General features: G+C 36.9%; 23 protein-coding genes and 1 tRNA gene. 18 read left to right on the plus strand and 6 right to left on the minus strand.

Translation table 11 applies throughout. The features are described 5' to 3' along the window. The first annotated feature begins 86 nt into the window (after positions 1-86). Positions 87-1,088, plus strand: coding sequence for an aldo/keto reductase (locus tag MKL33_RS15865; RefSeq protein ID WP_270907325.1), 1,002 nt, complete (start codon positions 87-89; stop codon positions 1,086-1,088). A gap of 45 nt (positions 1,089-1,133) precedes the next feature. Here MKL33_RS15865 and MKL33_RS15870 read toward each other — a convergent pair whose 3' ends face one another. Together MKL33_RS15870 and MKL33_RS15875 are read right to left on the minus strand one after the other, a co-directional pair. Next, complete coding sequence (locus MKL33_RS15870) at positions 1,134-1,526, minus strand: hypothetical protein (protein WP_005078572.1); 393 nt, start codon at positions 1,524-1,526, stop codon at positions 1,134-1,136. 19 nt (positions 1,527-1,545) lie between these two features. Then, the gene (locus tag MKL33_RS15875; RefSeq protein ID WP_270907326.1) at positions 1,546-2,289 is read right to left on the minus strand and encodes a hypothetical protein; all 744 of its coding nucleotides are present in this window, start codon (positions 2,287-2,289) and stop codon (positions 1,546-1,548) included. Between the two features lie 228 nt (positions 2,290-2,517). Between MKL33_RS15875 and MKL33_RS15880 the strand changes: the two genes are divergently transcribed. Next, positions 2,518-3,405, plus strand: coding sequence for a DMT family transporter (locus MKL33_RS15880; RefSeq protein WP_270907327.1), 888 nt, complete (start codon positions 2,518-2,520; stop codon positions 3,403-3,405). On the opposite strand, the gene sxtR is transcribed toward MKL33_RS15880, so the two are convergent. Then, positions 3,402-4,322 (minus strand): multidrug efflux pump transcriptional activator SxtR, encoded by a 921-nt coding sequence (gene sxtR, locus MKL33_RS15885; RefSeq protein WP_270907328.1) that lies wholly within the window; start codon positions 4,320-4,322, stop codon positions 3,402-3,404. The genes MKL33_RS15880 and sxtR overlap by 4 nt on opposite strands. 139 nt (positions 4,323-4,461) lie before the next feature. Between sxtR and sxtP the strand changes: the two genes are divergently transcribed. The 3 genes from sxtP (at position 4,462) to MKL33_RS15900 (ending at position 6,748) form a co-directional block, all read left to right on the plus strand. Then, positions 4,462-5,706 carry a multidrug efflux MFS transporter SxtP gene (gene sxtP, locus MKL33_RS15890; RefSeq protein ID WP_270907329.1) on the plus strand — a complete coding sequence of 415 codons (1,245 nt, stop codon included), beginning with the start codon at positions 4,462-4,464 and terminating at the stop codon, positions 5,704-5,706. Positions 5,707-5,830: 124 nt separating this feature from the next. Continuing rightward, a tRNA-Thr gene (locus MKL33_RS15895) sits at positions 5,831-5,906 on the plus strand. Between the two features lie 506 nt (positions 5,907-6,412). Continuing rightward, entirely contained in the window at positions 6,413-6,748 is a 336-nt protein-coding gene (locus MKL33_RS15900; protein WP_005066947.1) for a DUF6388 family protein, read from the plus strand. Between the two features lie 349 nt (positions 6,749-7,097). On the opposite strand, the gene MKL33_RS15905 is transcribed toward MKL33_RS15900, so the two are convergent. Further along, the gene (locus MKL33_RS15905) at positions 7,098-7,961 is read right to left on the minus strand and encodes an iron-containing redox enzyme family protein (RefSeq protein WP_005066945.1); all 864 of its coding nucleotides are present in this window, start codon (positions 7,959-7,961) and stop codon (positions 7,098-7,100) included. Positions 7,962-8,287: 326 nt separating this feature from the next. Between MKL33_RS15905 and MKL33_RS15910 the strand changes: the two genes are divergently transcribed. From MKL33_RS15910 to MKL33_RS15920, 3 genes are all read left to right on the plus strand, one after another. After that, a complete protein-coding gene (locus MKL33_RS15910; protein WP_025469777.1) occupies positions 8,288-8,860 on the plus strand; it encodes a TetR/AcrR family transcriptional regulator in 573 nt (190 codons plus the stop codon). Between the two features lie 494 nt (positions 8,861-9,354). Continuing rightward, positions 9,355-9,513: a hypothetical protein gene (locus tag MKL33_RS15915; RefSeq protein WP_004735505.1), complete on the plus strand. Its 159-nt coding sequence runs from the start codon at positions 9,355-9,357 to the stop codon at positions 9,511-9,513. Between the two features lie 15 nt (positions 9,514-9,528). After that, positions 9,529-9,756, plus strand: coding sequence for a helix-turn-helix transcriptional regulator (locus tag MKL33_RS15920; protein ID WP_004735507.1), 228 nt, complete (start codon positions 9,529-9,531; stop codon positions 9,754-9,756). Positions 9,757-9,785: 29 nt separating this feature from the next. Here MKL33_RS15920 and MKL33_RS15925 read toward each other — a convergent pair whose 3' ends face one another. Further along, a complete protein-coding gene (locus MKL33_RS15925) occupies positions 9,786-10,040 on the minus strand; it encodes a helix-turn-helix domain-containing protein (protein ID WP_004735509.1) in 255 nt (84 codons plus the stop codon). 118 nt (positions 10,041-10,158) lie between these two features. Here MKL33_RS15925 and MKL33_RS15930 point away from each other — a divergent pair, with 118 nt between their 5' ends. The 10 genes from MKL33_RS15930 (at position 10,159) to MKL33_RS15975 (ending at position 21,372) form a co-directional block, all read left to right on the plus strand. Continuing rightward, positions 10,159-10,698 (plus strand): hypothetical protein, encoded by a 540-nt coding sequence (locus tag MKL33_RS15930; protein ID WP_005066940.1) that lies wholly within the window; start codon positions 10,159-10,161, stop codon positions 10,696-10,698. A gap of 44 nt (positions 10,699-10,742) precedes the next feature. Continuing rightward, a complete protein-coding gene (locus tag MKL33_RS15935) occupies positions 10,743-11,069 on the plus strand; it encodes a hypothetical protein (protein WP_005066939.1) in 327 nt (108 codons plus the stop codon). A 57-nt stretch (positions 11,070-11,126) separates the two neighbouring features. Next, a complete protein-coding gene (locus MKL33_RS15940; protein WP_005066936.1) occupies positions 11,127-11,576 on the plus strand; it encodes a hypothetical protein in 450 nt (149 codons plus the stop codon). Positions 11,577-11,654: 78 nt separating this feature from the next. After that, the gene (locus MKL33_RS15945) at positions 11,655-12,185 is read left to right on the plus strand and encodes a hypothetical protein (protein ID WP_005066933.1); all 531 of its coding nucleotides are present in this window, start codon (positions 11,655-11,657) and stop codon (positions 12,183-12,185) included. Next, entirely contained in the window at positions 12,172-12,513 is a 342-nt protein-coding gene (locus MKL33_RS15950) for a hypothetical protein (protein ID WP_025469776.1), read from the plus strand. The genes MKL33_RS15945 and MKL33_RS15950 overlap by 14 nt, the downstream gene beginning before the upstream one ends. Before the next feature lie 60 nt (positions 12,514-12,573). Next, a complete protein-coding gene (locus MKL33_RS15955) occupies positions 12,574-12,852 on the plus strand; it encodes a hypothetical protein (RefSeq protein ID WP_005066930.1) in 279 nt (92 codons plus the stop codon). A gap of 563 nt (positions 12,853-13,415) precedes the next feature. Next, entirely contained in the window at positions 13,416-14,060 is a 645-nt protein-coding gene (locus tag MKL33_RS15960) for a hypothetical protein (RefSeq protein ID WP_005066928.1), read from the plus strand. A 455-nt stretch (positions 14,061-14,515) separates the two neighbouring features. Further along, positions 14,516-15,706 (plus strand): tyrosine-type recombinase/integrase, encoded by a 1,191-nt coding sequence (locus tag MKL33_RS15965; RefSeq protein ID WP_270907330.1) that lies wholly within the window; start codon positions 14,516-14,518, stop codon positions 15,704-15,706. A gap of 61 nt (positions 15,707-15,767) precedes the next feature. Next, positions 15,768-19,196, plus strand: coding sequence for a DEAD/DEAH box helicase family protein (locus MKL33_RS15970; protein WP_116772705.1), 3,429 nt, complete (start codon positions 15,768-15,770; stop codon positions 19,194-19,196). Positions 19,197-19,908: 712 nt separating this feature from the next. Continuing rightward, positions 19,909-21,372, plus strand: coding sequence for an ATP-dependent nuclease (locus MKL33_RS15975; protein ID WP_005066920.1), 1,464 nt, complete (start codon positions 19,909-19,911; stop codon positions 21,370-21,372). A gap of 658 nt (positions 21,373-22,030) precedes the next feature. Here MKL33_RS15975 and MKL33_RS15980 read toward each other — a convergent pair. Then, a complete protein-coding gene (locus MKL33_RS15980) occupies positions 22,031-24,586 on the minus strand; it encodes an N-6 DNA methylase (RefSeq protein WP_005066918.1) in 2,556 nt (851 codons plus the stop codon). Between the last annotated feature and the right edge of the window lie 200 nt (positions 24,587-24,786).

The raw sequence follows: 24,786 nt of genomic DNA on the forward strand, positions 1-24,786 counted from the left end.
ATTGGTTTGAATGTTATACGTCAGTTTAAGCCAAAGCATTTTATAGTTTTCCTACTCAAGTGATTTTGCAAAAAAGAGTATGAAAAATGAAATATAGAACTTTAGGACAAACAGGCGAAAAAGTATCAGCACTTGGTTTAGGTTGCATGGGAATGAGCTTTGCCTATGGTGCCTCAGACGACACACAAAGCATTGCCACTCTAGAAAAGGCCTTAGACCTCGGCATTAATTTTTGGGACACTGCCGACATGTACGGCAACGGTGCAAACGAAGTTTTGCTCTCAAAAGTTTTAGAGAAAAACCGCGACAAAGTGTTCTTGGCGACCAAATTTGGCTTCCGTTATAAAGAAGACAACCTTAACCCACAAAACTCTTTAGAGTCTTATATCGACGGTTCTCCTGAGTGGATTAAAGTTGCGGTCGAAAACAGTTTAAGACGTTTAAATACAGACGTGATTGATTTGTATTATGCGCACCGCATTGACCCAAATGTTCCGGTTGAAGACACCATTGGCGCAATGGCGGACTTGGTCAAACAAGGTAAAGTTCGTTATTTAGGACTCAGTGAAGCGTCGGCTGAAACCATTCGTAAAGCACATGCGATTCACCCAATTGCAGCGGTTCAACATGAATACTCCCTACTTACTCGTGAGTTTGACCAAACCCATTTGCAAACCATTCGTGAGTTAGGTATTAGCCTTGTGCCATATTCACCGCTATCGCGTGGTTTAATCACCAATACGCTTGATGTGGGTAGCCTAGATGAAAACGATTTCCGTCGTCAGTTGCCACGCTATCAAGGCGATAACTGGAAAAATAACCAAAGCCTAGCGCAAGCATTTAGCGAGTTTGCCCAAAGCAAAAATGCGACAGCTGCTCAACTAGCTTTGGCTTGGATTTTGGCGCAAGGTGATGACATTATTCCAATTCCGGGTACGCGTAAAATCGAGCGACTTGTTGAAAATGCTGGCGCTGTAGACCTTCATTTAACAGCGGCAGATTTGGCAGAAATCGACGCGATTATCGCGAGATATCCAAACATGGGCGCACGCTATAACGCTCAGCAACTTGCTGCGGTGAACCACTAAAATCTAAGCTATAAGAAAGTCCGACTTAGTGTCGGACTTTTTTATTTAGTCTTTGCTATATGTACCCTGTTGGCGCCCACCTTCCCAGATCGCATCTAACGATTTATCAGAAATCGTTAGGCTTTCAGGAAAAATACTTAAATCCTTTTTAAATTTAGAGTCTGGTTTTAAACCAATACAGTCCCCGTTTTTCCACCATGTGCCTTCAGCATATTGATCTAAAGCACCAACAGCGAGCATCCATTGAAACTTGCCGTTTGGTTGAAGTAAAAGTTCCGAACCAACTTCCATCACGCCATTTAAATAATAGTGCCCACTCCAAGCCTCGTCAGCTTTTTGGAATTTCACTTCTTTACAGGTGCTGGTTGGTTCTGCATAAATGTGAGCAGAAAAAATAACCGTCGAAAGAAGTAGTAAAGGCGCAAATATATTTTTCATTATTGTGTTCCTATCGTTTTTATTTTCCAGACTCAACTTTTAAATACGTTCCATCGGCATAAACGTTATGTCCAAAGCCACAGCCCGACTCGCCTTCGCTTTGTTTAACTTGAATATAATTTCCTAATTTCGCGTTAGATTTAAAATCGAGCTGAATGCGGCAGTCTTCATTTTTATAAACCGTTTGCTTTTTATTAGTCGGCATTTTGGTGTCGAACTCACCCATGTTTGGGCCATAAATTAAGCTTCTAAGTCCCATATATAAACCGGCATAGCTGATTGCATATTGGCCCTGTTTACGACTTACCGTGATGTGATCCCACTCACCAAAACCAGAGTAACGGACATATTCACCTGATAAATCATTTGAGGCTTTAGGCGCAGGTAATTGCTTAAGATTAAACTGACTCGACTTTGATTTTTCATCAAGCATAAACCATGATCTTGCCCAAAGTGGTTGACCTAATTTAGCATAGGCTAAGCCCACATTATTGTTGGCAACTTCAATATCACGGTCAGTAAATTTACCTGTAGTTTCATCTTGATTGGCTTTACAAAATGCAGTCCAAGACGCTTGGTTTTGGAAATTTTCGAGTGCCTTTTTATATTGTTTTTGGTCGTAGAATTTCTTACCTAAGCTCGCATATTGCTTCACTTTATTGCAGCCTTGTTGTAATTCTTGTTCATAAGAAAATTCTGCATGAGTCACCGCCAATGCTGAAAGTGTGAGAACCGCACAACCTGAAATAATCGATTTAATCATTTTTAAAATTCTTTAATAATTAACTAATTATATAATATGAGCAAGCTCTATAAATCACAATTCTCTGAAACAAAACTCTATTAGAAGCGTTTAGATTTTTATAAAGTTTATTAAATTAATTCAGAATAAATCGTGGAGAATATTAAGCGTTAATTGGTTATTTTTGTTGAATATTCATCCAAAAAATATTGTAGACTGCATGCGTAAAACTTAGGAAGAATTATAAGCGTGAATAATTTAATTATTGGAACCCTATTTGCACTTTGTGCAGCGGCTTTAAATGCCTCTATTGGTGTGATTAGCAAATTACTCATGCACAGTGGTTTAAACCCACAAGACATTGCCTTTTTAAAAACCATTATCGCCTTTTTCTTTTTAAGTGTTTTTTTATTCAAAGTCCCTGTTCGCCAAAAGCTTGCTTTTATTAGCAGCACGCCAAGTAAACTCAGCGTTTTTACTCAAATTGCCATATGTGCTTTTCTAGGAATCTTCTCTTTATTCTTTTTCGAGACCATTGCCTACAACCACGGCGCTGCGGCGAATGTTGTGGTGGTACTCATGGCTTCGGCTGCCATCTCTGCCCTATTTTTTGGTCGGTTCATTTTAAAAGAAAGCATCTACATTCATTCGCTTATTGGAACATTATTAGCAGTTGCTGGTATTAGTATTATTTCATGGAAAGGTGAAAATAGCCTTTTAATGCTAATCAATGCTTCTATTGCCGGTACGGGTTATGGCTTATTTTCGGTTTTAGTTAAAAAGTTCAAATTAAACGGCGGGCTCTTTCTTACCAAGTATTTATTGTTATTTGGCAGTGTTTATCTTGCTGTTCCGTTTTTAATTAATTTTCACAGTATTAATTTTAATAGTGACATTGTTTTAGGCTTGATTGGTTTAGCTGTTCTGCCGACCATACTCGGCTTTTTCTGTACCACTAAAGCATTGTCTTATATGAGTGCGGCAAAGGTACAAGTGACCGAACTTTCTGAACCGATTTTTGCAGCACTTATGGCTTGGGTTTTCATTCACGAACAGCCGACTTTATCATTTTTATATGGCGCGATTTTTATTATTTCAGGCATCTTTTTAATGAACAGAGCGTCGAAATCAAACTAGCTGATTTCATTTATTTCGTTGGCGTGGTGACAAGCGACTTGCACCACACTGGCAAAGTTAATCGCCATTTGTGAAGGGGCATGTTTCTTATAAGCAAGCCCTAAACCCACCGTAGGAACAGGCGCTTTCAAAGAGCGATAAGCCACACCCTGTATTTGCAATTGTTTGGTCGACTCGGGAACCAAAGACACCCCCAAATTTGCAGACACTAACGATAAAATCGACACAATTTGCGGAGCATTTTGTCCAATTTTCGGTTCAAAGCCACGCTCATAGCAGGCTTGTTTAATCGCATCAAAAAGCCCTGCACTAATGGATGGTGGCGAGACAATAAAATCAAGCTCTCGTAGCGCAGTTAAATCAATTTCTGGTGATGCATCGTCGAGTTGAAAAGACTCATAAGGCAACGCAGCAATGAGGGGTTCTGCTAATAATTCTTGAATAATTAAACTATCTGGAATGTTGCGGGGTGAGCGAATAATCGCGACATCTAAGCGATCTTCAAGCAACAAATCGATGAGCAGTAGGGTGTTGGCTTCTTCAAGTTTTAAATTCACTTTCGGATATTGTTGCTGAAAATAGCGAACGCATTTAGGAATTAAAGGGTTCAACATTGAAGTGCCTGTAAAGCCTAATCGCAATTGGCCCACTTCGCCATTTGCCACTTGTTTAACTAAGCTCGCTGCATCTTCTACACGCTGCTGTACAGGCTGAACTGCACTTAAAAAGGCAAACCCTGCTTCGGTCAGCTCCACCCCATGTGGCGAACGAATAAATAAATCTGCACCCAGCTCTTCTTCTAAATCTCGTATTTGCATGCTTAAAGGTGGCTGGCTCATGTTTAAGCGTTGCGCAGCTTTGGTAAAATTTTTTTCTTCTGCTACCGCTAAAAAGTAGCGTATATGTCTTAGTTCCATTGCTATATATAAAACATATCATGATCTATTGTTAAATATATTAGAAAAATACCACTCAAATTGCTAATTTTAATTTATCGAATTTTCTCGATGCAGCATGCCTTTAGGCACTGCTCTTTCTTTCTGTCATGGTCATGATATGAGCTCTTCATCTACACCCAGTACCTTAAGCATTGAGGCGACTTCTGTTCTTTCCCGTGAGTGGATTCACAAAGGGACTAAAGCCTATAAACATGCTGGCTTCGCTTTATTCCTCGTAGGTTTTGCAAGTTTCTCACTGATTTATTGTGTACAGCCACTCCTGCCCGCATTTAGCCAAAGCTTCCGGATTAGCCCTGCGAGTAGCTCTTTGGCACTGTCGTTAACGACTGCTTTTTTAGCGATTTCGATTGTGCTATCAAGCGCCTTTTCACAAGCCCTTGGCCGTCGTGGTGTAATCTTTACGTCAATGCTGTGTGCAGCAATTCTTAATATTGTCTCTATGTTCACACCGAACTGGCACAGTTTATTGATGGCGCGCGCTTTAGAAGGTTTACTACTTGGTGGTGTACCCGCAGTGACGATGGCTTGGATTGCCGAAGAAATCGCACCTGAGCACTTAGGTAAAACTATGGGTTTATATATTGCAGGTACGGCTTTTGGTGGCATGATGGGCCGTGTCGGCATGGGTATTTTGGTTGAATATTTTTCGTGGCGCACCGCCTTAGGCTTACTTGGGGCAATCTGTTTTGTTTGCTCAATTGCCTTTTTAAAATTACTTCCCGCATCGCGTAATTTTTTGCAGAAAAAAGGGCTAAATTTAGATTTTCACATGCAAATGTGGCGCGCTCATTTAAGCAATACAAAATTATTACGCCTATTTGCGATTGGTTTCTTGCTGACTAGTGTTTTTGTGACTTTGTTTAACTATGCCACTTTCCGTTTAAGTGGAGCACCTTATTCACTCAGTCAGACACAAATTAGCCTTATTTTCTTGTCGTATAGCTTTGGCATGGTTTCTTCATCGTTGGCAGGTAGCTTAGCGGATCGCTTTGGTAAAAAAACCATGATGATGGGTGGTTTTGCCTTAATGATTGTAGGGAGCCTCATGACCCTACTCAGCTCGCTTTTCGGCATTATTATTGGTATTGCATTTATTACCACAGGTTTCTTTATTACCCACTCACTTACCAGTAGTTCTGTGGGCGCTGAAAGCAAACAAGCTAAAGCCCATGCCAGTTCACTCTACTTACTTTTTTACTATATGGGTTCAAGTATTGTCGGCTCAGCAGGCGGATGGTTCTGGTTGCACGGTGGTTGGAGTGCCATTGTAGGTTTAACCGTGGTCTTGTCTTTAATTGGAATATTTTTAGCGGTTTATACTTCACATGCCAAAGCACATTAATGTAGTAAAACTCTAACTTTTTCAGGCTAGCCCCTATAAGCATTTAAAAATGATATGAAAAAATTTAAATGCTCATTTTTTGGCTTGTAATTTTTTTAAGAAACTGTAAAATTCACTCCACATCGCCGGCATAGCTCAGTTGGTAGAGCAACTGACTTGTAATCAGTAGGTCCACAGTTCGAATCCGTGTGCCGGCACCATCATTAAACCTCATAAATATTTGATTTATGGGGTTTTTTGTTGCCCATAAAGTTGGTTCAGTTCTGGCCCAACGGACTATTTTGTGGTCCATTTGATCGATAGTCTGATGGTCTAAATAGGTCATTGGACCTACTTCCATTCCCAACCCAACATGTTCCCCATACCGTTTTCAGCTCTTTGGCTTTCCATGCGTATTGCGATGTCGATACATCAACTTTTCAGAGTTGCTATCGCTACACAGAGCAGGACGCTTGGAAAACTTAAGGCGTAGGGGAATTTCCAAGGTTATTTGCATTTCCTGTTTCAAACAGGACATCTAGGCTAGGCCCCTGAAAGTTCTGGGGAGTTTTGCTTTATATGAACCTATCCGTAACACTATGCTATGCCCCTTCTGGACAATACCCCAAATCCTCTACAAACACTTAATACATCCCCTTTATATTTTTTTCTCCAAACTTTCCAACTATGATGCGTTTATTCAAAAAAACTTTATTTAGTACCTAACATGAAAGACTATTCAGAATATTTCCGTGAAGCTGTGGCTTCTTTTCTTGCACAAAATCCTGCCCTACAAAAAGAGCTTGCCTGTATTACAGTTGATGAAGCAGAAAGTATAGGCACTACGGTTGAAACACTTCACTCACAAGTCATGAATCAACGATTCGTTGAACATGCAACCCAGTTAGGTATCGACACCAACCATTTAGTACTGCAATTCATTGATGCTTCTGAAAATGAAAAGAATCAGATTCTAAAAAATTATCACCAAAATCTTGCCAATTCTCTCGGTATTGACTGGCAGGACTACATTTCAATCAACCCTCATTTATCCCATCTATGATCAAAGTACTTCCCCTGTAATTGAGTAGTTTAATAGGGGATTTTTTTGCTTTGGTTGATGGATATTTTTTTAGAGTAGCTTTTAGGGAGGGATTTTTAAGGTTCCTTGCATTTCCTGTTTCAGACTGGACATCTAGGGGGAATGCCCGATGGTTATGGGGATTTTCGTAAAATAAATATTGTTTTTATTGGCGATATTATTGATTGTATTAGATTACTTATACCAATTGGAAAGAATAAATAAAATTCTAATTACTTCCAGAAAGATAATAAAAAAACCTATTATGATTAATAGGTTCTTATTAGCCTTAGATATGAATGAATATATTCACTTACTTACTTGAGTGAAATCAGGCGAGTTTTTTCTCTTCAATATAGCTTAAATCAGCTACCTGTTTATCCCAGAACTTATTCCATAAGTCGCAGTATTCAATACACAACGTTGTCAAACTTTCATAGTTATCTTTCGTTATTGCTTGTGCCAATGCAAACCATAAATCATCTTCATGGTCATCATCTGCTGCTTCAGAAGTTTCATCCGTAGATACACCATGAACGTGATAATACCCTCCACCTTCGATATCAATACCGACAGCTTTAGTTGCTTCTCGTAAAGGTGGGCTAAAGAGGATTACCTCTTCTTCTGCGACGGCAAGCAGTGCAACTACATTAATATAGCTATCATAAGATGATTCTAAAAAGGTTCTTACTTTGTCTGCTATTTGCGAGGGTTGAAAATTTCGACGATCCTGCTCACTCAAACCATAATCGTTTAGTAAATCCTCATATAGAGGATAATGTGCATATTCAGGATTACCAAGATAATAACCTTCTGAATCTAATCCTGGTCGGAAACCAAACTCATCAAGTATATTCAAACTCAATAAGACCCGTGGAAACATTTTTGATCCAGATGGGAGAGATGGCTCTAGTTGTTTTGTCTGGAATTGAGCCATTAATAACGCATCAGTAAAAATCTGCACAATGGCATGACGATATTCCAAATGGATTTTTGTTAATGAAGCTTTATCAATCTTTCCATTATTTAACAATTCAATTGCAGGATGTTTACACACTGGCAACGCTGCTATTTTATTACGTAACTGTTGGAGAAACAGGAGATTTTCCTCCCACTGTTCTGCAGGAATACTATTCCTCATCCCCTGTAATGCTTTTTGCCGTGGATTATTAAAATCTTCGAATTTTTTAGACATATTCATTCTCAATAACTAGGTTTTTTCTTATGGCTAAGTTATGAGCCCCCTTTATTTCACCCTTGCATCCAATTGCTAAAAAAGAAGACTATATGCTCATCCTTAACAATCTGATATTAGGTTTATTATTACTACAAATCAATCTATGTTTTCATCTTATTCTTAATAAAAAATTAGTGTGACTATTTTCACAAAAAATTCATATTTATATATAGCTAAATTATTGAATTAAAGAAACATTATTGATACAATACAGAGTGATTTGATATAACTATTCTATCTTAATAGAGTATACTATTTTAAAAAGATTTATTATGGGGCAATCAATGTCAAAAAAAGATACTATTATAACAACAGCATTAAAGCTTTTTAACCAGAAAAGCTACAACTCTATAGGAGTTGATAGAATTATAGCTGAATCCAATGTTGCTAAAATGACTTTTTATAAGTATTTCCCATCAAAAGAAAACCTTATTGAAGCATGTCTATATCAAAGAAATAGTGACATACAACAGGCTATTCTTGAAAAAGTAAACGCTAATGATCTACCTTTAACTCAGTTACAAAGTGTATTTAATTGGTATATTAACTGGATTCATACTGACGATTTCAATGGCTGTCTATTCAAGAAAGCAACAATGGAAATTATTCAAACGTATCCATCTGTAAAAAATCCTATCAATGATTATCGTGCATGGATTTATAATTTAGTTTTTTCAATTGTAATAAAATTAAAAGTGGAAGATGCGGCTGGTTTAACAAGTCTATTTCTTAATATTGTCGATGGTCTTATTATTGATGGCACAGTCAACAAATCTCTAATTAATCCAGAGAAAACATGGTCTTACATCAAAAAACTAATCAACCTTGAAAACCTTATAAAATCGGAAGTTGCTTGATTCGGTTAAAAGATATTTATTAATTATATCAACAAGGCTTAACTATACTATCTTCATCAAGCTCAATTAGAAATTATTGTAAATTAATCTTACCAATAATTTATTTTTTATATAATTAGTCTAGACAAATATAGGAATTTTCTAAGAAATTCTACTAAGAAACTCTTCCTTCTAATAAATTAGGTCAACTCTATTCTCTTGAAAGACATTGCTTGTAAAAAGACCAACACAATAAAATCTAATAAGTTATAAAAGAAGAATTTGAAGCTTATGAATATGATATTTAAAGAGGCATTTTTAAGGTTCCTTACATTTCCTGTTTCGGACTGGACATCTAGGGGGAATGCCTGATGGTTATGGGGAGTTTTGTTAAAATATCCCCCTTTTTTGCGGGGCCAAATTGCTTAGCTTTTATGGAGGAAGAGAACGACTTCTGTATTTGCCTTCAATTTGCATAGATATTATCTACATGGTCTATTTACATAGGAGTGACCATGAAGAAATACTTTCCCGAACTTGATACAGTTTCCGATATCCTTGCATCAATTCCTCACCCTCAAATCCAATCCATTGCACATGCGATTCGTATCTGCAATGACCAAGACACGCATGTCTTCACTAAGCTACATGCTGTAGTTGGGGTTATTATTTAATACATGGAGGTGAAAATGAAAGCATTGAAAGAATGGCTGAAACAGCAACGTGAACTCAATGATCTAACTCAGCAGCAATTAGCTCATAAGCTTGGGAAACCTTTGCAATACATTGAAGATGTGGAGCATGGTGATTATCGCTTGGAGGTCGTTGAGTTTATTTATTATTGCCAAGCCTTGAACATTGACCCTCATCAGGGTATTCGCTTAATTGACCTTGATCCCCAAGAGCAAAACAAGTAACTCCCTTCTTATGGTTACTATGATCTATATCAATCTCTTGATGCTGGAATCGCTTGTTTGATCTGCTCCAACCCCTCTTCTGGGGTAATTTCAAGTATACGGCAATACCATACATATTCTACAACATCTAACCGACGCTCACCTTGTTCAACCTTTTGAACATACGAGTGTGGTTTACCCATGCGTTCGGCTAATGCACGCATAGTGAGATGTTGTTCTTCCCGCATTTGCTTCAACCACTTAGTTAAAGCCTGCATTTCTGGGGTATTGATACTTGCTGTCATGTACCTATTATCGATACAATATATTTTGTACCCAATATAGATACATGTAATGTGTAACTATTCCTGAAATCAGAACTAAGTCTTCACTTTCTAACGAGAAAATATAAGGTGCATAAAGATGGGGTTTTCAAATCTACTTAGCTCTGCACTTACTGCAGTTGCTACATTCTCTGGTAATCCAGATGTTCAACAAGTTGCTAACTCAGCCAATGAGTTGGTGGTTTCTTATCAGGCTCAGCAACAACAGGAAATGGCTCAACGAATCATGAGTTCACCTGATGGCATTATCCCTGTAACTGAAAAAGGGAAAACAGTATGGCGGGCTTTGAAATACAACGCTGCTGGAGAAATTACTGGCTTCGCTGACTTTAATACTAAGGAAGAATATTTAGTATTGAAGCAACAGGAACTTCGTGCTCAACAAGCATTGGAGCAACAAAGGAAAGCTGAACAAGCTACCCAACGTCAGTATACGACTCAAACCAAGCGTGCAGGTGATGTTTCAATTGCTGATATTGATGCATACGGGCAAATGCTTGGCACCATGCAACAGGCTTCTATGGGTGCTCTGATGAACTGTTCTCAATATGTTGAAGCTTCTCCCCAATGGAATGCATGCGCACAGCGTGAAGTACAAAAGGTAGAACAGCGCAGATAGCTCATCACAGACTAACTTTCATTTATCTATAAGGAAGAACACTCATGAAGACCTTCAAAATGGTTCGGCTACTCACTTGTGGCTTATTTAGTTTATTGATGTGCTCTGTTGCAACGGCGAAAACTGAAAAAATCACTTTAAAGCAAAATATCGGTTTCGGTGAAGAAGCTGTGATATTCAACACGACTAAGGGAGAAGTCATCCTCAATATGTATGCTCTTCCTGAAAGAGTGGCTAAACAGATTAAACCATTTAAAAAGGGTCAATGTCTGGAAGTCCAATCTAAACATGGTTTCTTTCAGGACACGGGAGACGGTCAATACATTCAAAGTATTCGACCATGCAAACGGACTCAATCTAAAGCAAAGTAAGCTGAACGACCAGATGAGAGAATCACCTTAATTCAAAAATTCTTTTCGAGAATACCAATGAAAAAATTATTACTTGTTTCACTACTTACTTTTACTAGCTTTGCACATGCAGCACCGAATGTATGGCAATCAAGCTATGCTCAAGGCTTTATTGAATATTCTATTCAAGATACCAAGGGCAATACACTTTGGGTTGTCTGTAATGATGGTGCAGGTGATGATTATGATCATTCTGCACATCTACAAACCAAGAAAAATCGGTATGAGAATACTGACTCTAAATACCCTTTATCTTTCTTATTGGATGGCAAAACCTCTGTTTCCCCTGCGGGTTCAACCAAATGGCGAAATGGAGCAAATGCTTGGTATGATTTTTCTCACGGCATTGCTAAGGCCAAGAAAATTGATGTCTTCGTGAACAATAAGAAGGTAACAACCTTCACTCCTAATCCGCACAGCATTAAAACTGTAGCGAAAGACATAGCATCATGTAAGGCCATGTTCTAAATATATCTCCTCTCAACTTATCAGTCCCGATGATCTTCACAGGTCATCGGGATTTTTTTATTTCTAAGGAATTTCAACATGCAACAACGTGTATTCGACAAAGTGAATCAAACCCTCATCAAGACCTTTATTTGCAACAAGCTTTCTGATCGCTCTAAAGGTCAATTGCATTATCAACTTTGGCAAGACAATGATGATTTATCTCTAGGTATTGCTTTAAGCCACAATGAATCATCAGGTGGATTTAGCTCTGAACTGATCAAGGTGGATGACATCCTTAAAACGATAAAGGTGTTATTACAGTCAGGAAAGCCATTTCATGCAACTGCATTGAAGGGGTTATTTATTGGGAAATCAGTCAACAACTATAGTTTCTTGGGTGCTGCTTTAGTTGATCAACAAGTTATTCGCTTACATCCTCAAACAGCCCGCTTACTGGAGGTGATCGAAGAATACGAATTATGGCCTCTTCGCCTTGAAGAAATAGTGGGTAAAACTGATGTTCAAGAAACGATAGAAACCAAGATTCCTACCAAACGTGGACCGAAACCTAAGAATCAATCTATCGAAGCCGAACTTGAGGAACAAGCGCATGATGAAGTGCATTAAAACCAAAGATGATTTACTGCATCTGTATAATGAAGCGATTAAAGATAGTATCTCTAACCACATGCTGACTTTAGAGCAGCAATATGATGAACCTTATCAAGCCACCCTTCATGGGTGGTTTATTATTTGTGACAATGAATCTGATTTATCAGAACCACTTGCCCATCTGACCTTTAGCCTTAGTGAAAAACTTCACTTAGGTGAGGTGGAGTATGTTGATAAGAAAGAGGAGTGGTACGAGATCTATGTATTGCTCAATGACAATGAGGGTATATTAATCTATGTTCCTAATGACATATTACTCAATTATTCTTTGACTGCGATCTAAAGCTGCTTACAGCACCCTTTCCTACCAAACCTCTTTCTAATTTTTATCTAAGGCTATTTTATGACAAGGCATATCTTATTCGCTTTGGGACAAGTCGTGGCTACTAAAAATGCACTAGAGCTCATGAATCAGCACGATATTCCCCCTTTGGATTTACTCCATCGTCATCAACATGGTGACTGGGGTGATTTAAATAAAGCTGACCAAGAAGCAAACAAACAGGCTCTAATTGAGGATCATCGAATTTTCTCAAGCTACGATTTTGGTAATGAAAAAGTCTGGGTGATTACCGAAGCTGATCGATCTATCACCACAATTTTACTCCCCATAGATTACTGACCTGACCAAAAAACCGTAAATAGACCGTATAGCAAAATGAGCTATACGGTATCTTTTTTCTTTTTGAACACACTCAACAGATGATAGCTTTTTTTGATTTACTGCTCCTCTCTCTACTAGTCTGTGGGTCCGATTTTGATCAAAAAAGAATCATTCGATATAAAAATTCACCCCCAAAAATAGTTGAAAAATACACAAAAAACAGGGTAAAAAGTAGCTGACATTTATCAGGTCATTTTGGTAATTTTCACCTCTTCCTCCTGAATATCCTTTTCGAATCATCCATTCCCCATTTCGGCAAGGACTTATAGGGAGAAAGCTATTTTTACCATTTGGTAAAAAATAAATAATTAATTAATTACAATAACTTATGGTTTTTTAAAATATCTCACCAGCACAACCCGATGACATATACACACCGATCAAAATACACGTAAATATGCTCTTAAAATACATAATTTAGCCGAATCCCTCCCTATTGCATCCAAATAAATCTTCTCATAAGATGCCTCCACATTGAGTTTAAGACCACTATTTAATCACTATATTTATGGAGATTTATCATGGATCAATCAGATCTTTGCACATTAGGTCACGTTACGAATTTTTTTAAATTTGATAAGCAAAATTGTGTAGCCCATTATCGTGATCCGGCCCTAACAATTCCCGTAAATTCGAGCGAATATTCAATCGCAACGTATTATGCAGATTTCCGCGGACGCTCTAAGAGTGAAATAAACAAAATTAGTCCAGACTTTTTGGAACAAGTTTCAAAAAAAGAACTCTGTGTTTTCAAATTAGAGGAAATGCTCAAAGGGATGGCTAGACTTAATCAAAATGATTTCTGTATGTCTATTCCACCTATTTTAGATCCTAAAAACCGAATCCTAAAAAATTGCCCAATCCTTTTTACTAAGAAAGATATCGAAAAAGGGCAATTTGAATTTTTCTGCCATGTTTATAGAGCAAGAGCAGCTATTATCGTTTCATCACTCAAAAAACAGGGAAATTTAGATAATGCACTTATAGGTGTATATTCCATTGAATACGAGGCTAAAATTAAAGGTCTTGTGATAATTCGTCTTCTTGATTTGGAGCACTATAACGGTAACTCTAAGCAGATATTAAACATTAATGAAATGCTTCCCCTAAAGAGCTTTCAAGAATTCAATCCAGAATCAGCGAGTTGGCCTAATTATTTACTCTGAATTATTAAATTAGTAGTCTTGAGCAAATAGCAAAAGACAAAACTCTTTAGAATTGAACTACTCACAAAAGTTTCGTACAGGCAAACTTTTAAGCTAATTGATATACCTCATTATGATGTTATCTCCAGCATAACGTAGTGAATGCTGAGTATTTGGGAATCCCGTCCGGAAGGGATACCAAGACATTGACCGTAATCTAATTCGATTACAGTCAGATATTTTTTTATAGAAGAAACTCTCGTAACTATCCCCCTTCAAATTTATGACCTTTATTACGGGTCAGGGATTCTTACGCCTTTTAAAGCTATAAGGAGTCAGATATGTCAACAAATTCCCCGATGGACATCCCAACAATACGATGCCCTAAAGATAAAAGGGTGTATAGCTATGCGTGTTTAAATACTTTTTTAGGCACATATTCTTTTTTTGATTGTTAAATCAAGAGGATCAAGAATATGGCCAACTCATCTATTAAGGCTTCAAGTAAAGCCCCTACTCTTATTGACTTTGAATCTGGTAAAGAATTTGATATTCGCAAGTATCGTCCAGACCTCAAGGTAACTGGATTACGCTTTGTGATTACGGCACAGCATGTCCGTACTCTAGCTCGCTTAACCTTTCAAGGTAAGAAAATCTCAAAAAGTTTAGGTACATTTTCTCATGCTGATTTTGACCAAAACTTAGAGAAACTACTCTCTCAGATGCAGGGATTTCATCAACGAATCGCTCAAGGCCTAGCACCATTCGATGATGTGGTAAAACCTGCAAATACATTGCGTGAGTTTGCTTTATCGATCTATATGCCAAGTGCTGAGATGCGTAAAAAATCCTATAAGGATGATGAAGCAAAATTACGAATGCATATTTTGCCAGTCATTGGAGATTATCCATTTGAGGATATCAATGCTGGAATGCTCAATAAGCTATTGACCGAGTTACGTTCAAAGGGCTTAACCAATGCCTCAATCAATCGGGTTTGGGCGCTACTCTCGGTCATGTTTAATATGGCAATTAATCATGACTTGATACAGGTTAACCCTGTAAGCAAGGTGCCTAAGTTTAAGGAAAACAATCAGATTGAGCGTTATCTCAATGCTCAAGAGATCAAGCGTTTAATGGATGTGTTGAATTCACCGCATCAGCATGGCATAGACAACTTGATTATTGTCGCTATCGTCAAGTTTTTACTACTTACGGGAGTCCGAAAGCGTGAAGCAATGGACATGAAGTGGACTGATGTTGATCTCACTACAGGTGTATGGCTTCTAGGTGAAAACAAGTCTGGTAAGGCTCGACGTATTACGTTGAATCAGGATGCACTTGCAATACTGCATTCCTTACCACGACAACATGCATTTATTTTTGCGAACCCGATGACAGGTCAACCGTTTAACGACATGCGAAAGACCTTTCAACGCATCATGAAAGCTGCTTCGATTCGGAATATTCGAATCCATGACTTACGGCATAACTTTGCAAGCATTGCTGTGAATAGTGGTCAAAGCCTGTATGTCGTACAACATTTATTGGGTCATGCATCACCACAGACTACCCAACGCTATGCACATTTGCAGTCCAGCACCTTAAAACAAGCCTCAGAGGATGTTGCTGCTGCCATTCGTGCTCAAAGTAGTCATGCAGCCTAACTAGAAACGTATTAACAAAATTAGAACTGGGTGTAAGCAATTACATCCAAGGAGCCTACTCATGTCTAAAATAAGTACTTTGACCCTAAAAAAAGGGCAATATTTAAGTAATTTATCACTGCCTGTTCAAAAAAATAAGTTCACCCTTATTCAAGCGGGTACTGGGGTTGGTAAGACGACAACCATTATGGAGGATTATCCGAAGCAGCACCCCATCATTGTTATGCTTGTGCCATCAGTTCTGAAAGTGAAAGAGCTAGAGACAACTTATGGAGATGTTTCTGGTTCCATTCAATATCGCTTTTATTACGACAAAAAAAGTCCGACTGAAGATGAACTCAGTCAACAGAATGGACTTGTTGTCGTTGCAACTTACGACAAAATGGAAGCAATTGTGAGTAAGTTATCTATTGCTCAACGTAAGAGTACGTTATTGGTGGTTGATGAATGTCATAAGCTCTATGCAGCAGGAAGTTATCGGGATGATGCCATTAACTCTATTATTTTTCGGATTAATCATAAGAAAGGATTCAGAACTGTCCTCTTTCTAACAGCGACTTTCACTGATCATTGTTGGGAAACTCTAAAACTACCTCTGGATTACATCTATAAGGTTGATCTTGAAGAAGTCGGCCTTAAGCGGTCTCTAGAAATGTTATTGATTGATAAAGGCAATCAATTTAGTTTCATTCCTTTTGTTATTGAACGCCTCAAGAAAATGCAGGAACAAGGTACACGGAAGAAAATTATTATACGTCTTAACCACCGTACCAAATGTGAACGTGTTGCAGCACTGTTGGAGAGATTTCACAACGCTCATACTTTAACTATTCATAGCAAGAATAAAGATACGACTGAGGTCCAGAACTTTTTTACGGCTCAAAAAATCCCGAGTGATGTAGACGTTGTATTTTGTACTTCAATTATGGATGAAGCAGTCAACATCAACAATTTAAATGATGAGCTAGATTCTGTTTTTGTGATTGGAACAGATGCTCACCCAGAGGAATTAGTCCAGTTTCTTGGTCGTTTACGTAAAACAGCAGTACCTTGTTTTATGGTGAACCATACAGGTATTGAACTTAACCATATCGTAGATATGCATGCGTTAAAGCAAAAGAAATTAGAGAAGAATGAGCGGTTTATTAATCGTTTAACCGAAATTGCTAATCTTTTGTCAGAACTTATGGACGACTATGATTTGGATATAGAGGAAGTAGGAGAAGAGGTTAAAAGTATCTATAAACGTGTCACATATCTGAATGAGACATTTAACGAATTATCAGGAGCTAAGCTGTTTGCAGTGCATTGTGGCAAAGCTGTTCATAATATCGCCAGTATTGCTGCCAATTATTATCGTATGGATAAGTCCAATTGTTATTCTAACTTTTATCTTTTCAAAGAGCGTGTAACAGAGCTTTTGCCAACATGTACAGTGAAGCACCGTATTATTAACGATTGTACTTTGCCTAGCTATATTAAAGAGTTTTTAGACGAAGAGAAGAAAGCCAGTGATGACGCTTATAAGGCGAGTATTGTTCCAGCATTTGAAATTTTTTTAGAGGCCAAAAAAATCTCTTATGTAGAAATTGATTTGGAGGCTGAATTTGATGACATTAGTCCGATTATAGCTCAAAAAGCTGAAGTAGCAGGTCAAAGTACTGATAATACCAGTCAGGATAAAGAAGTTACTGACAATGTGAGCGAAAAGTCTGACGAGAAAACTCAAGTAGAAGAAAATGCTAAGCAACCTGAAAAAGAAAACAAACCCGCTAAGAGCGGCATAGCAGCGCTAAAACAGCAGGGAATCATCCCAAATAATAAAATGGACGATGACCAGAAGGCTAATGAAAAGCATAAAAAAGAGCCCCCTACATCATTCCAAAAGCTTAAAGAAAAGCTGAAGAAAGAGAAAATGCGGTCATCAACTGTCCCATGTCCTATTGAGAAGGATGCTAATGATCATTCAGACAATGAACGCACTATGCTCATTAAAAATGAAGCTGTTAAGGTACATAATGCAAATGCTGAAACAGAGGATGTTTTTGATGAGGATGATGACCAGAAGGCTAATGAAAAGCATAAAAAAGAGCCCCCTACATCATTCCAAAAGCTTAAAGAAAAGCTGAAGAAAGAGAGAATGCAGTCATCAACTATCCCGTGTCCTATTGAGAAGGGTGCTAACGATCAATCAGACAATAAACGTACTATGGTGATTGAAAATGAAGTAGTGAAGGTAGCAGATACAACTGGTGAACCAGTCGATGTTTTTGATGAGGATGATATCGAGGATTCTCAGGAAACTGAAAGTGCTGTCGAAGTGCATAATGAAGATGAGGACATGACTGATGAAGATATTATCGAAGAACCTTGTCATGAAAACCAAATAACAGAAGATGTTAGCGAGGAATCTGATCAAGGAGAAGAAATAGCTAATGATGCGACCGAGGAACCTTGTACAGAGGACAAAGTAACTGATGGTACTGCTGAAGAATCTAGTCAAAAAGATGAAGGAGCAGAAGAACCTAGTAATGAGAGTAAGGTAGCTGTCAACGTTGACGAAAAACCTAGTCAGGAGAGTGATCAAACAGATAATATTTCTAAAGGCTCTAGTCAAAAAAATGAAGGAACAAATGGTGCTTCAAAGAAAAAAAAGAAGAGTCAGGCTCACAATAGCTCGTTAAGGCTTAAAGATATTGGTACAAGTATTCTTCGTCGACAAGAAGAAGATGAGCAATTCATTGAGCAGCTTGTAGCTCAATATGATGTCCCCTCTCATGCAGTTACTGTAGAAATTCTACTGCAAATTGCACATCTGTCTACAGTGATTGGTAATCTAAACGATATCTACACAATCATTGAGAAAAAACAGTTTAGCACTGTTATGGGTATCGCTAGAGCTTATAAGTCAAATGTCGTCGTACATTATTTCATTAAGCGGTTTTATCGCTATTACCCAGAACGCTACTTAGATAACGGATTTCAATTAACTCCTAACGATGCAGCTGATTGGCTATTAAAGGGATTTAAACAGGTTCAGAAAGAGACTGCCATTCCTTTCAAGAAGGTAATAAAAGATAAACTTGTATCTGGAGTTAAAGTAGACTCTAAGACCAAAGAAGTCAGTATCGACCCAAGTAAAGCTGCAAACTTCTTCGCTAAATATTTTTCTGTGAATGACCGTAATGCTAAAAAACCTGCATCACGCTATTTAGAATTTACGGGAATTGCTTACGAAAATTATCAATTCCTTGCAATCGCTAAGTATCAGCAACCTTATTTAAAACCTCTAGAAGAGTTCCAATTAGGGGAGCGAATCTTTAACCCTGTTACAGGTGTTTTGATCTCAGGGCCTAAATCTCCGTTTAAGATTATCACTCCTTCTGATCAGCCAGACTATTTCGACGAAGTAGAGGATGAAGATGAAATCGAAGGTGAAGGTGAAGGTGAAGGTGAAGGTGAAGGTGAAGGATTAGATCAGGTAGCATAATGCTTGATTCGATCTGTTTAGGAAGTGTCAGGGTCATCTATTTGATGACCCTGACCTTTTTCCTACATCTAAGCATCTTGCTAGTCTACTCCAGTGTTGCTCACTAGCAGCGCTGTTAGTTGTAGCAAAAAAGATGATGTAGGAGTGAGGGGGAAAATTTGAGCCTTTCCTTTTTGCTGAGTTTTTTGTTTATTTTCTTCGGCTTTATCCACTGATGAGGTGGTATTTTGCTTTTTTTACTATTTTTTTCTTTGGCGCACGATCCATACCCTCCCCCAGAGGAGAGAAGAATAATCCTGTTTTCTTCTACTTTAAGCCCTTTTCACAAATTAATGGGCATCTTTGTGAAGTGTTATCCTTAAAGGGACTATTAATGTTCTATATCAAAAATATTATTAGTAAGAGAAAAGCATACATACATTTAATACAATATTAGAGTGGAATCTCTCTATATAAATTAACGTTTAGGATAAGATCGCTTGTGTTTACACACATGCTCCCAAGCACCTAAACGATAGCGTTTATAAGCTCGTACATTGACTAATTTCTTGGTCATGTCTTAACTCCCTATCTAATTACGTTAGTTAAAGGAACTAACACCCATTTAAGCCCTTGCTTTGTTATGGGGAAGATTTAGAGAGATTCCATTGCATAATATACATTAAATATATATATTTTCAACTCATTGTTTTAACAAGATATAAGATTACTTATGCATATAAACAGCCTTAAAATAAACAACTTCAAAGGATTCTCTGAAGAGAGTAATTTTTTAACTTTTAATATTCCAAATGGTGAAAAAGGAAGTGGTCTAAATATTTTTATTGGAGAAAATAACAGCGGGAAATCCACCGTATTAGAGGCTATTGATTTCATTAGAAATAGTACCAAAAAGAACTTGGAAATAATTCATCATAAAAAGATAACTGGAGATTTCGCAGAAGAAGCTACAGTTGAATTAGAATTCACTGGAGCCGTAATTAATATCATCGAAACCTTTGCCCAAGAGAATAAAGCAGAACCATTCAAACAAGTAGTCTATCAATGTACTGAAGGAAAATCTTATTTCAAAATTTCAAGATCAACCTCTGATATTAGAACACTCAAAACATTCAATAAAGATAGCGGTATATTCACTAATACTGGTGGACTTGATGGAACAATAAAAAAGCTCTTTGAAACTAATTTTATCTGGGCTGATACTAATCCTAATGATGAAGCTTCTTTCGGAACATCAACCTTATGCGGAACACTACTAAAGGAAATCGCAGCAGAACACACCAAAACTGAAGAGTTTATTGATTTTTCAAAGAAATTTAATGATGTATTTAACTCTCATTCCTCAGAACTACGAAAGAAGATTTCTAAAATTGAAAACAGATTGAATTCTATTTTTACTAATCAGTTTGGTAGTGCCTCTTTAAATTTCCAATTTGATTTCCCTAAAATTGAATCTTTTTTTAAAGGATCATCCATACACATTAATGATGGAATAGAAGTAAGAATGGATGAGAAGGGTAATGGAATGCAGCGTTCTGTTGCTTTAGCTTTACTTCAAATTTATGCAGAAGAAATTGCATTCGATCAAGATAAACAATCAACCAGACCATTCTATTTATTCATTGATGAACCAGAAATATGTTTGCACCCAATGGGACAAATGAAGTTATGTGAAGCACTTATGGAGTTATCCAAGCATAAACAGATATTCGTCACAACACATTCTCCTTATTTTCTTAACTCACCATCATTAAAGAATGTGGGAATTTTTATATTTAAAAAAGAGGACCATAAAAATATAATCTCAAAAGCTAATATGGATTATTTATTCCCATGGAGCCCTACATGGGGAGAGATTAACTATAAAGCTTATAATTTGCCAACCGTTGATTTACATAATGAGTTATATGGGTATTTACAGGAAAAGTCCCAAAGCTATTCAGAAAATACATTTGAGTCATGGTTAAATAGTCAAGGATGCCCAACGAGTAAAACATGGATTCGAGATAGAAATGGAACAGCTTTACCACCTAAATCTGTAACATTAATGACTTTTATTAGAAATCATATTCACCATCCCGAAAATACTTTCATGCATTCTAATACCTTTGATTCAAGTGATTTAGCGACATCAATACAAGAAATGATCAAAATTATTAAAACTAATGGGTTTTAAAGACTATAGGACTATTCTGATGCCTAACTAATGAAAGAGGTAACATACAGTTTCATTTCATCTAATCACTTCTTCAACATTTGATTTTCTTGGAATTGCCATTCAGTCTTGATTGTATATGTCAGGTCATCTATTTGATGGCCCTGACCTTTTTCCTACATCTAAGCATCTGGCTAGTGTCTAGTCTAGTGATGCTCACTAGCAGCGCTGTTAGCTGTAGCAAAAAAGATGATGTAGGAGTGAGGGGGGAAATCTGAGCCTTTTCTTTTTGCTGAGTTTTTTGTTTGTTTTCTTCGGCTTTATCCGTTGGCAAGGTGGTGTTTTGTTTTTTTATTATTTTTTCTGTGAAGCACCATTACCCCTCCCAAAATGCAAGTGGTATGGGTTATCTGTCAATTTCAATTCTGCCTTTAGTTTTTAAGGTACAAATACATCTTTCATATAACGAATTAGTTACTTTCAGTATGATAGCAGCAAACCAACAATGTCAGAAAGAATACTAGAATTACTATCTCTTTGGTTTTTGATTTATTTTGACTTGTTATTCTGCATAAAACTAAAATAGCTAAAATAATAAGAAAAAATAATGCCAGCTCCTTAGTGAAGCTAACATTATTCCATGCTCTATATTTGCTGAACTTAACATCTCTTTAAACAATTAATTCAGAAGAAGCTTTTTAAGTTCTTTCTCTGTTTTATACAAATGCTCATGAAAATCAGACCATTCAGACATAGTTTCATAATCATAACTACCATCCTCTAAGACAGGTAATTCTATTTCTAAATCAGCCATAGTTTGTAGAGAGGCTCTAAAATCTCTATTTAACCCCATATCATTACCAGCCTGCTTTATCATTTGAGCTAGATATCTAGGTTCAATTCCCTCAACTAAAATTTCCACTTGCCCACAATGATCTGTAATTGAATAAACTTCTCCAGGAGCAACACCCACAGAATCGAAATCACTATCAATACTCCATAAAGCGCCACCATACAGTAAATTCCCTGCATTTGCTTCTTCTACAAATCCAAATGTTTTTCTGACATTAGCACTAAATAAAGGAATACCCGTTTGTTTTTGATAAATATCTTTTTTTAGTACTCGTTTCCCAATTCTAAGTTCAAAAATTTCCTCTTGACCTAATTTTACCTTTTTAAACTTTTTAACAGTTTTTGGTAATGGGTAACTCGCTTGTTCTTTTTGCCATTTAACAATAAGAGATTCTAAACTTTCCATTTTTCGGTCTAAGCTTTTTTTTGCTGTAACAGGATCTTCATCTTCTGTTAATAAACCTAGCTCCTGAGCTACTGATTTATCCCAATAATGACGAATATTTATCGACTTACTTTGATATAAATTGATAGACTGTGTAATAACAGCCCTACGCACGTTGGGATCTATAGGAGCGCCTACAGAATGCAACTTATATGCAGTTATTAAATCTTCTAGATCATTTTCAGCAATAGGTAATCTTCTAGCATCTCTACTTTCACCTATTTCACTTACAGCGAAGAGCAATACATTTTCTTTTTCTAACTTTTTCTTTAGTGCTTCAGGGGATAGCTGCACAGGTCTTTTCTTTAAATGTGCAACTACTACTCTCTTTGGCGTATTAAAGAACGTTCTTTCTGGTAATAAAGCTAGAAGATCTAATTCACAATTTTGATAAACCCAATCACGTAATACTTTATCAGTAGTTCTCATAAAAAACGTCTCAGGTAACAATACCCAAGCATCCCCATTTGGTTTCAATGCCTGCACTATAAATTGAACAAATAATCCTTCGACTCCACTATATTTACGAGCAAAATACTCTTTTCTCACAGGTGAATTATTTATCAACTTTCCAATATCAGCAGATCCTGAAACAACATAAGGCGGATTACTTATTATTAAATCATACTTATCTTTAGATAAATCATCTAAAGCACCCAAGGAGGTATCTGATCTACAGTTAAAGACTTCATTGAGCCACTTTGCAAATGCTGGTACACGACTTGGTTGATCAGCTAATAAATCACCACAATGCACTAAAGCATTTGCTTTCGCTAAAATAGCTGTTTTTGGAACAATTTCTAAAGCTTTCCACTTATGAATAGGCTCCATTTGATCATCTGATAAAACCCATTGTCCTTGTAAATCCCTTGCCATTTGCTCAAGAATAAAGCCACCCACGCCACTAGCTGGATCACAAATTTCTCTTCCATGTGAAAGGCGCCCCACTTGAGCCATATCATATATAGCGCCTACAATTTTCCTCGGAGTAAAAAATTGTCCAAAAGTTGTTGTTGTATCACTTTCCTGTAAAAAAGATTCATACAATTTAGTTTTAAACTCTGGATCTGTATTTTTTAAGGACCCAAATTTAATAAATTTCTTCAACAACTCATGAAAAATATAGTTATGATCTTTATTCGTAGGTTGAAAAACAATACCATTAATAATACTTAATCCATCTTCTCCCTCTGGGAAAAGGTGCTTTATATATGGACGTATATTTTTCATATAATATTGAAAACAATACTCTTTATCTAAGGATAAAAGATAATCAATCGAAACATCAGTTCCTATATGATCCCTCTGCATTAAATTCAGATCGTTCAAGAACTTATATACAAACAACTCTACAAATGTAGCTAAACAGTCCTCTGGTCTATCGGCCTTTAAACGCCAAATTGTTTGCCATACTGATTTAGCTAGAGCATGCGGATTTACATTTGTAGGGCTTTTCACTACTCCTGAATCAGGATCATAGTTATTCACTATATATGTAAACTCCGATACAAAAGTTTTATCATTAAAATCAATTTTTACTGGTAAAGCTTTATTATCATCTCTGGTAATTAATTTGACCTCATCAAATCCACCAGCAATCCAATAAGTTGTTGCACCATCTGTCAAATAACCAATTTTTGTATCCGTAGGATTAAGTTTTGACTCCAAAAGATCCTTTGATAGTTTTTTCCAGTTTCTATTTGTAATTCTTCCTGTCGACTTATCCTCGCCAATAGCTATTGTTCTCAAAAAAGGAGTTCGACTAATAATTATTGCATCACATTTTTGGGTGCGCCATTTTCCAAAATCCTTTTTTGATAAAATTCCATGCTCAGAAAACTGGTTTAACGTAGTTAACTGTGTTTGAAACAGCTCAAAATCACCAATTTTTTTCCCAATATTAAGAGGATAGCGATGTTGAAGTTCTTCGGAAGGCATACTAAATCAATATAAATCAAAATTTCCCCTTATAGTAGAACAATAAGAGAAAATCCTGAACAAAAAATAATTTTTATTTAATGTAAATTATCTATAAATTTCTTGAATGTATATTGACTCTGATAACAATTATTTTCTTAGGTGAATAACTGTGAGAAAAGAGCGACTACTTATGCAAAAAATAGCGTAGGAATAGCAGC

This window comes from Acinetobacter sp. AOR43_HL (assembly GCF_027854635.1).
Classification (GTDB): Bacteria; Pseudomonadota; Gammaproteobacteria; order Pseudomonadales; family Moraxellaceae; genus Acinetobacter; species Acinetobacter pittii.

What these genes read in the sequence shown, in the direction of transcription:
- MKL33_RS15955 (WP_005066930.1), top strand. Translation starts at nt 12,574, where the DNA reads ATGACAAGGCATATCTTATTCGCTTTGGGACAAGTCGTGGCTACTAAA.
- MKL33_RS15965 (WP_270907330.1), top strand. Translation starts at nt 14,516, where the DNA reads ATGGCCAACTCATCTATTAAGGCTTCAAGTAAAGCCCCTACTCTTATT.
- MKL33_RS15910 (WP_025469777.1), top strand. Translation starts at nt 8,288, where the DNA reads ATGTCAAAAAAAGATACTATTATAACAACAGCATTAAAGCTTTTTAAC.
- MKL33_RS15920 (WP_004735507.1), top strand. Translation starts at nt 9,529, where the DNA reads ATGAAAGCATTGAAAGAATGGCTGAAACAGCAACGTGAACTCAATGAT.
- MKL33_RS15950 (WP_025469776.1), top strand. Translation starts at nt 12,172, where the DNA reads ATGAAGTGCATTAAAACCAAAGATGATTTACTGCATCTGTATAATGAA.
- MKL33_RS15915 (WP_004735505.1), top strand. Translation starts at nt 9,355, where the DNA reads ATGAAGAAATACTTTCCCGAACTTGATACAGTTTCCGATATCCTTGCA.
- MKL33_RS15900 (WP_005066947.1), top strand. Translation starts at nt 6,413, where the DNA reads ATGAAAGACTATTCAGAATATTTCCGTGAAGCTGTGGCTTCTTTTCTT.
- MKL33_RS15865 (WP_270907325.1), top strand. Translation starts at nt 87, where the DNA reads ATGAAATATAGAACTTTAGGACAAACAGGCGAAAAAGTATCAGCACTT.
- MKL33_RS15925 (WP_004735509.1), bottom strand. Translation starts at nt 10,040, where the DNA reads ATGACAGCAAGTATCAATACCCCAGAAATGCAGGCTTTAACTAAGTGG.
- MKL33_RS15960 (WP_005066928.1), top strand. Translation starts at nt 13,416, where the DNA reads ATGGATCAATCAGATCTTTGCACATTAGGTCACGTTACGAATTTTTTT.
- MKL33_RS15935 (WP_005066939.1), top strand. Translation starts at nt 10,743, where the DNA reads ATGAAGACCTTCAAAATGGTTCGGCTACTCACTTGTGGCTTATTTAGT.
- MKL33_RS15930 (WP_005066940.1), top strand. Translation starts at nt 10,159, where the DNA reads ATGGGGTTTTCAAATCTACTTAGCTCTGCACTTACTGCAGTTGCTACA.
- MKL33_RS15945 (WP_005066933.1), top strand. Translation starts at nt 11,655, where the DNA reads ATGCAACAACGTGTATTCGACAAAGTGAATCAAACCCTCATCAAGACC.
- MKL33_RS15905 (WP_005066945.1), bottom strand. Translation starts at nt 7,961, where the DNA reads ATGTCTAAAAAATTCGAAGATTTTAATAATCCACGGCAAAAAGCATTA.
- MKL33_RS15980 (WP_005066918.1), bottom strand. Translation starts at nt 24,586, where the DNA reads ATGCCTTCCGAAGAACTTCAACATCGCTATCCTCTTAATATTGGGAAA.
- MKL33_RS15975 (WP_005066920.1), top strand. Translation starts at nt 19,909, where the DNA reads ATGCATATAAACAGCCTTAAAATAAACAACTTCAAAGGATTCTCTGAA.
- MKL33_RS15970 (WP_116772705.1), top strand. Translation starts at nt 15,768, where the DNA reads ATGTCTAAAATAAGTACTTTGACCCTAAAAAAAGGGCAATATTTAAGT.
- MKL33_RS15870 (WP_005078572.1), bottom strand. Translation starts at nt 1,526, where the DNA reads ATGAAAAATATATTTGCGCCTTTACTACTTCTTTCGACGGTTATTTTT.
- sxtP (WP_270907329.1), top strand. Translation starts at nt 4,462, where the DNA reads ATGAGCTCTTCATCTACACCCAGTACCTTAAGCATTGAGGCGACTTCT.
- MKL33_RS15875 (WP_270907326.1), bottom strand. Translation starts at nt 2,289, where the DNA reads ATGATTAAATCGATTATTTCAGGTTGTGCGGTTCTCACACTTTCAGCA.
- MKL33_RS15940 (WP_005066936.1), top strand. Translation starts at nt 11,127, where the DNA reads ATGAAAAAATTATTACTTGTTTCACTACTTACTTTTACTAGCTTTGCA.
- sxtR (WP_270907328.1), bottom strand. Translation starts at nt 4,322, where the DNA reads ATGGAACTAAGACATATACGCTACTTTTTAGCGGTAGCAGAAGAAAAA.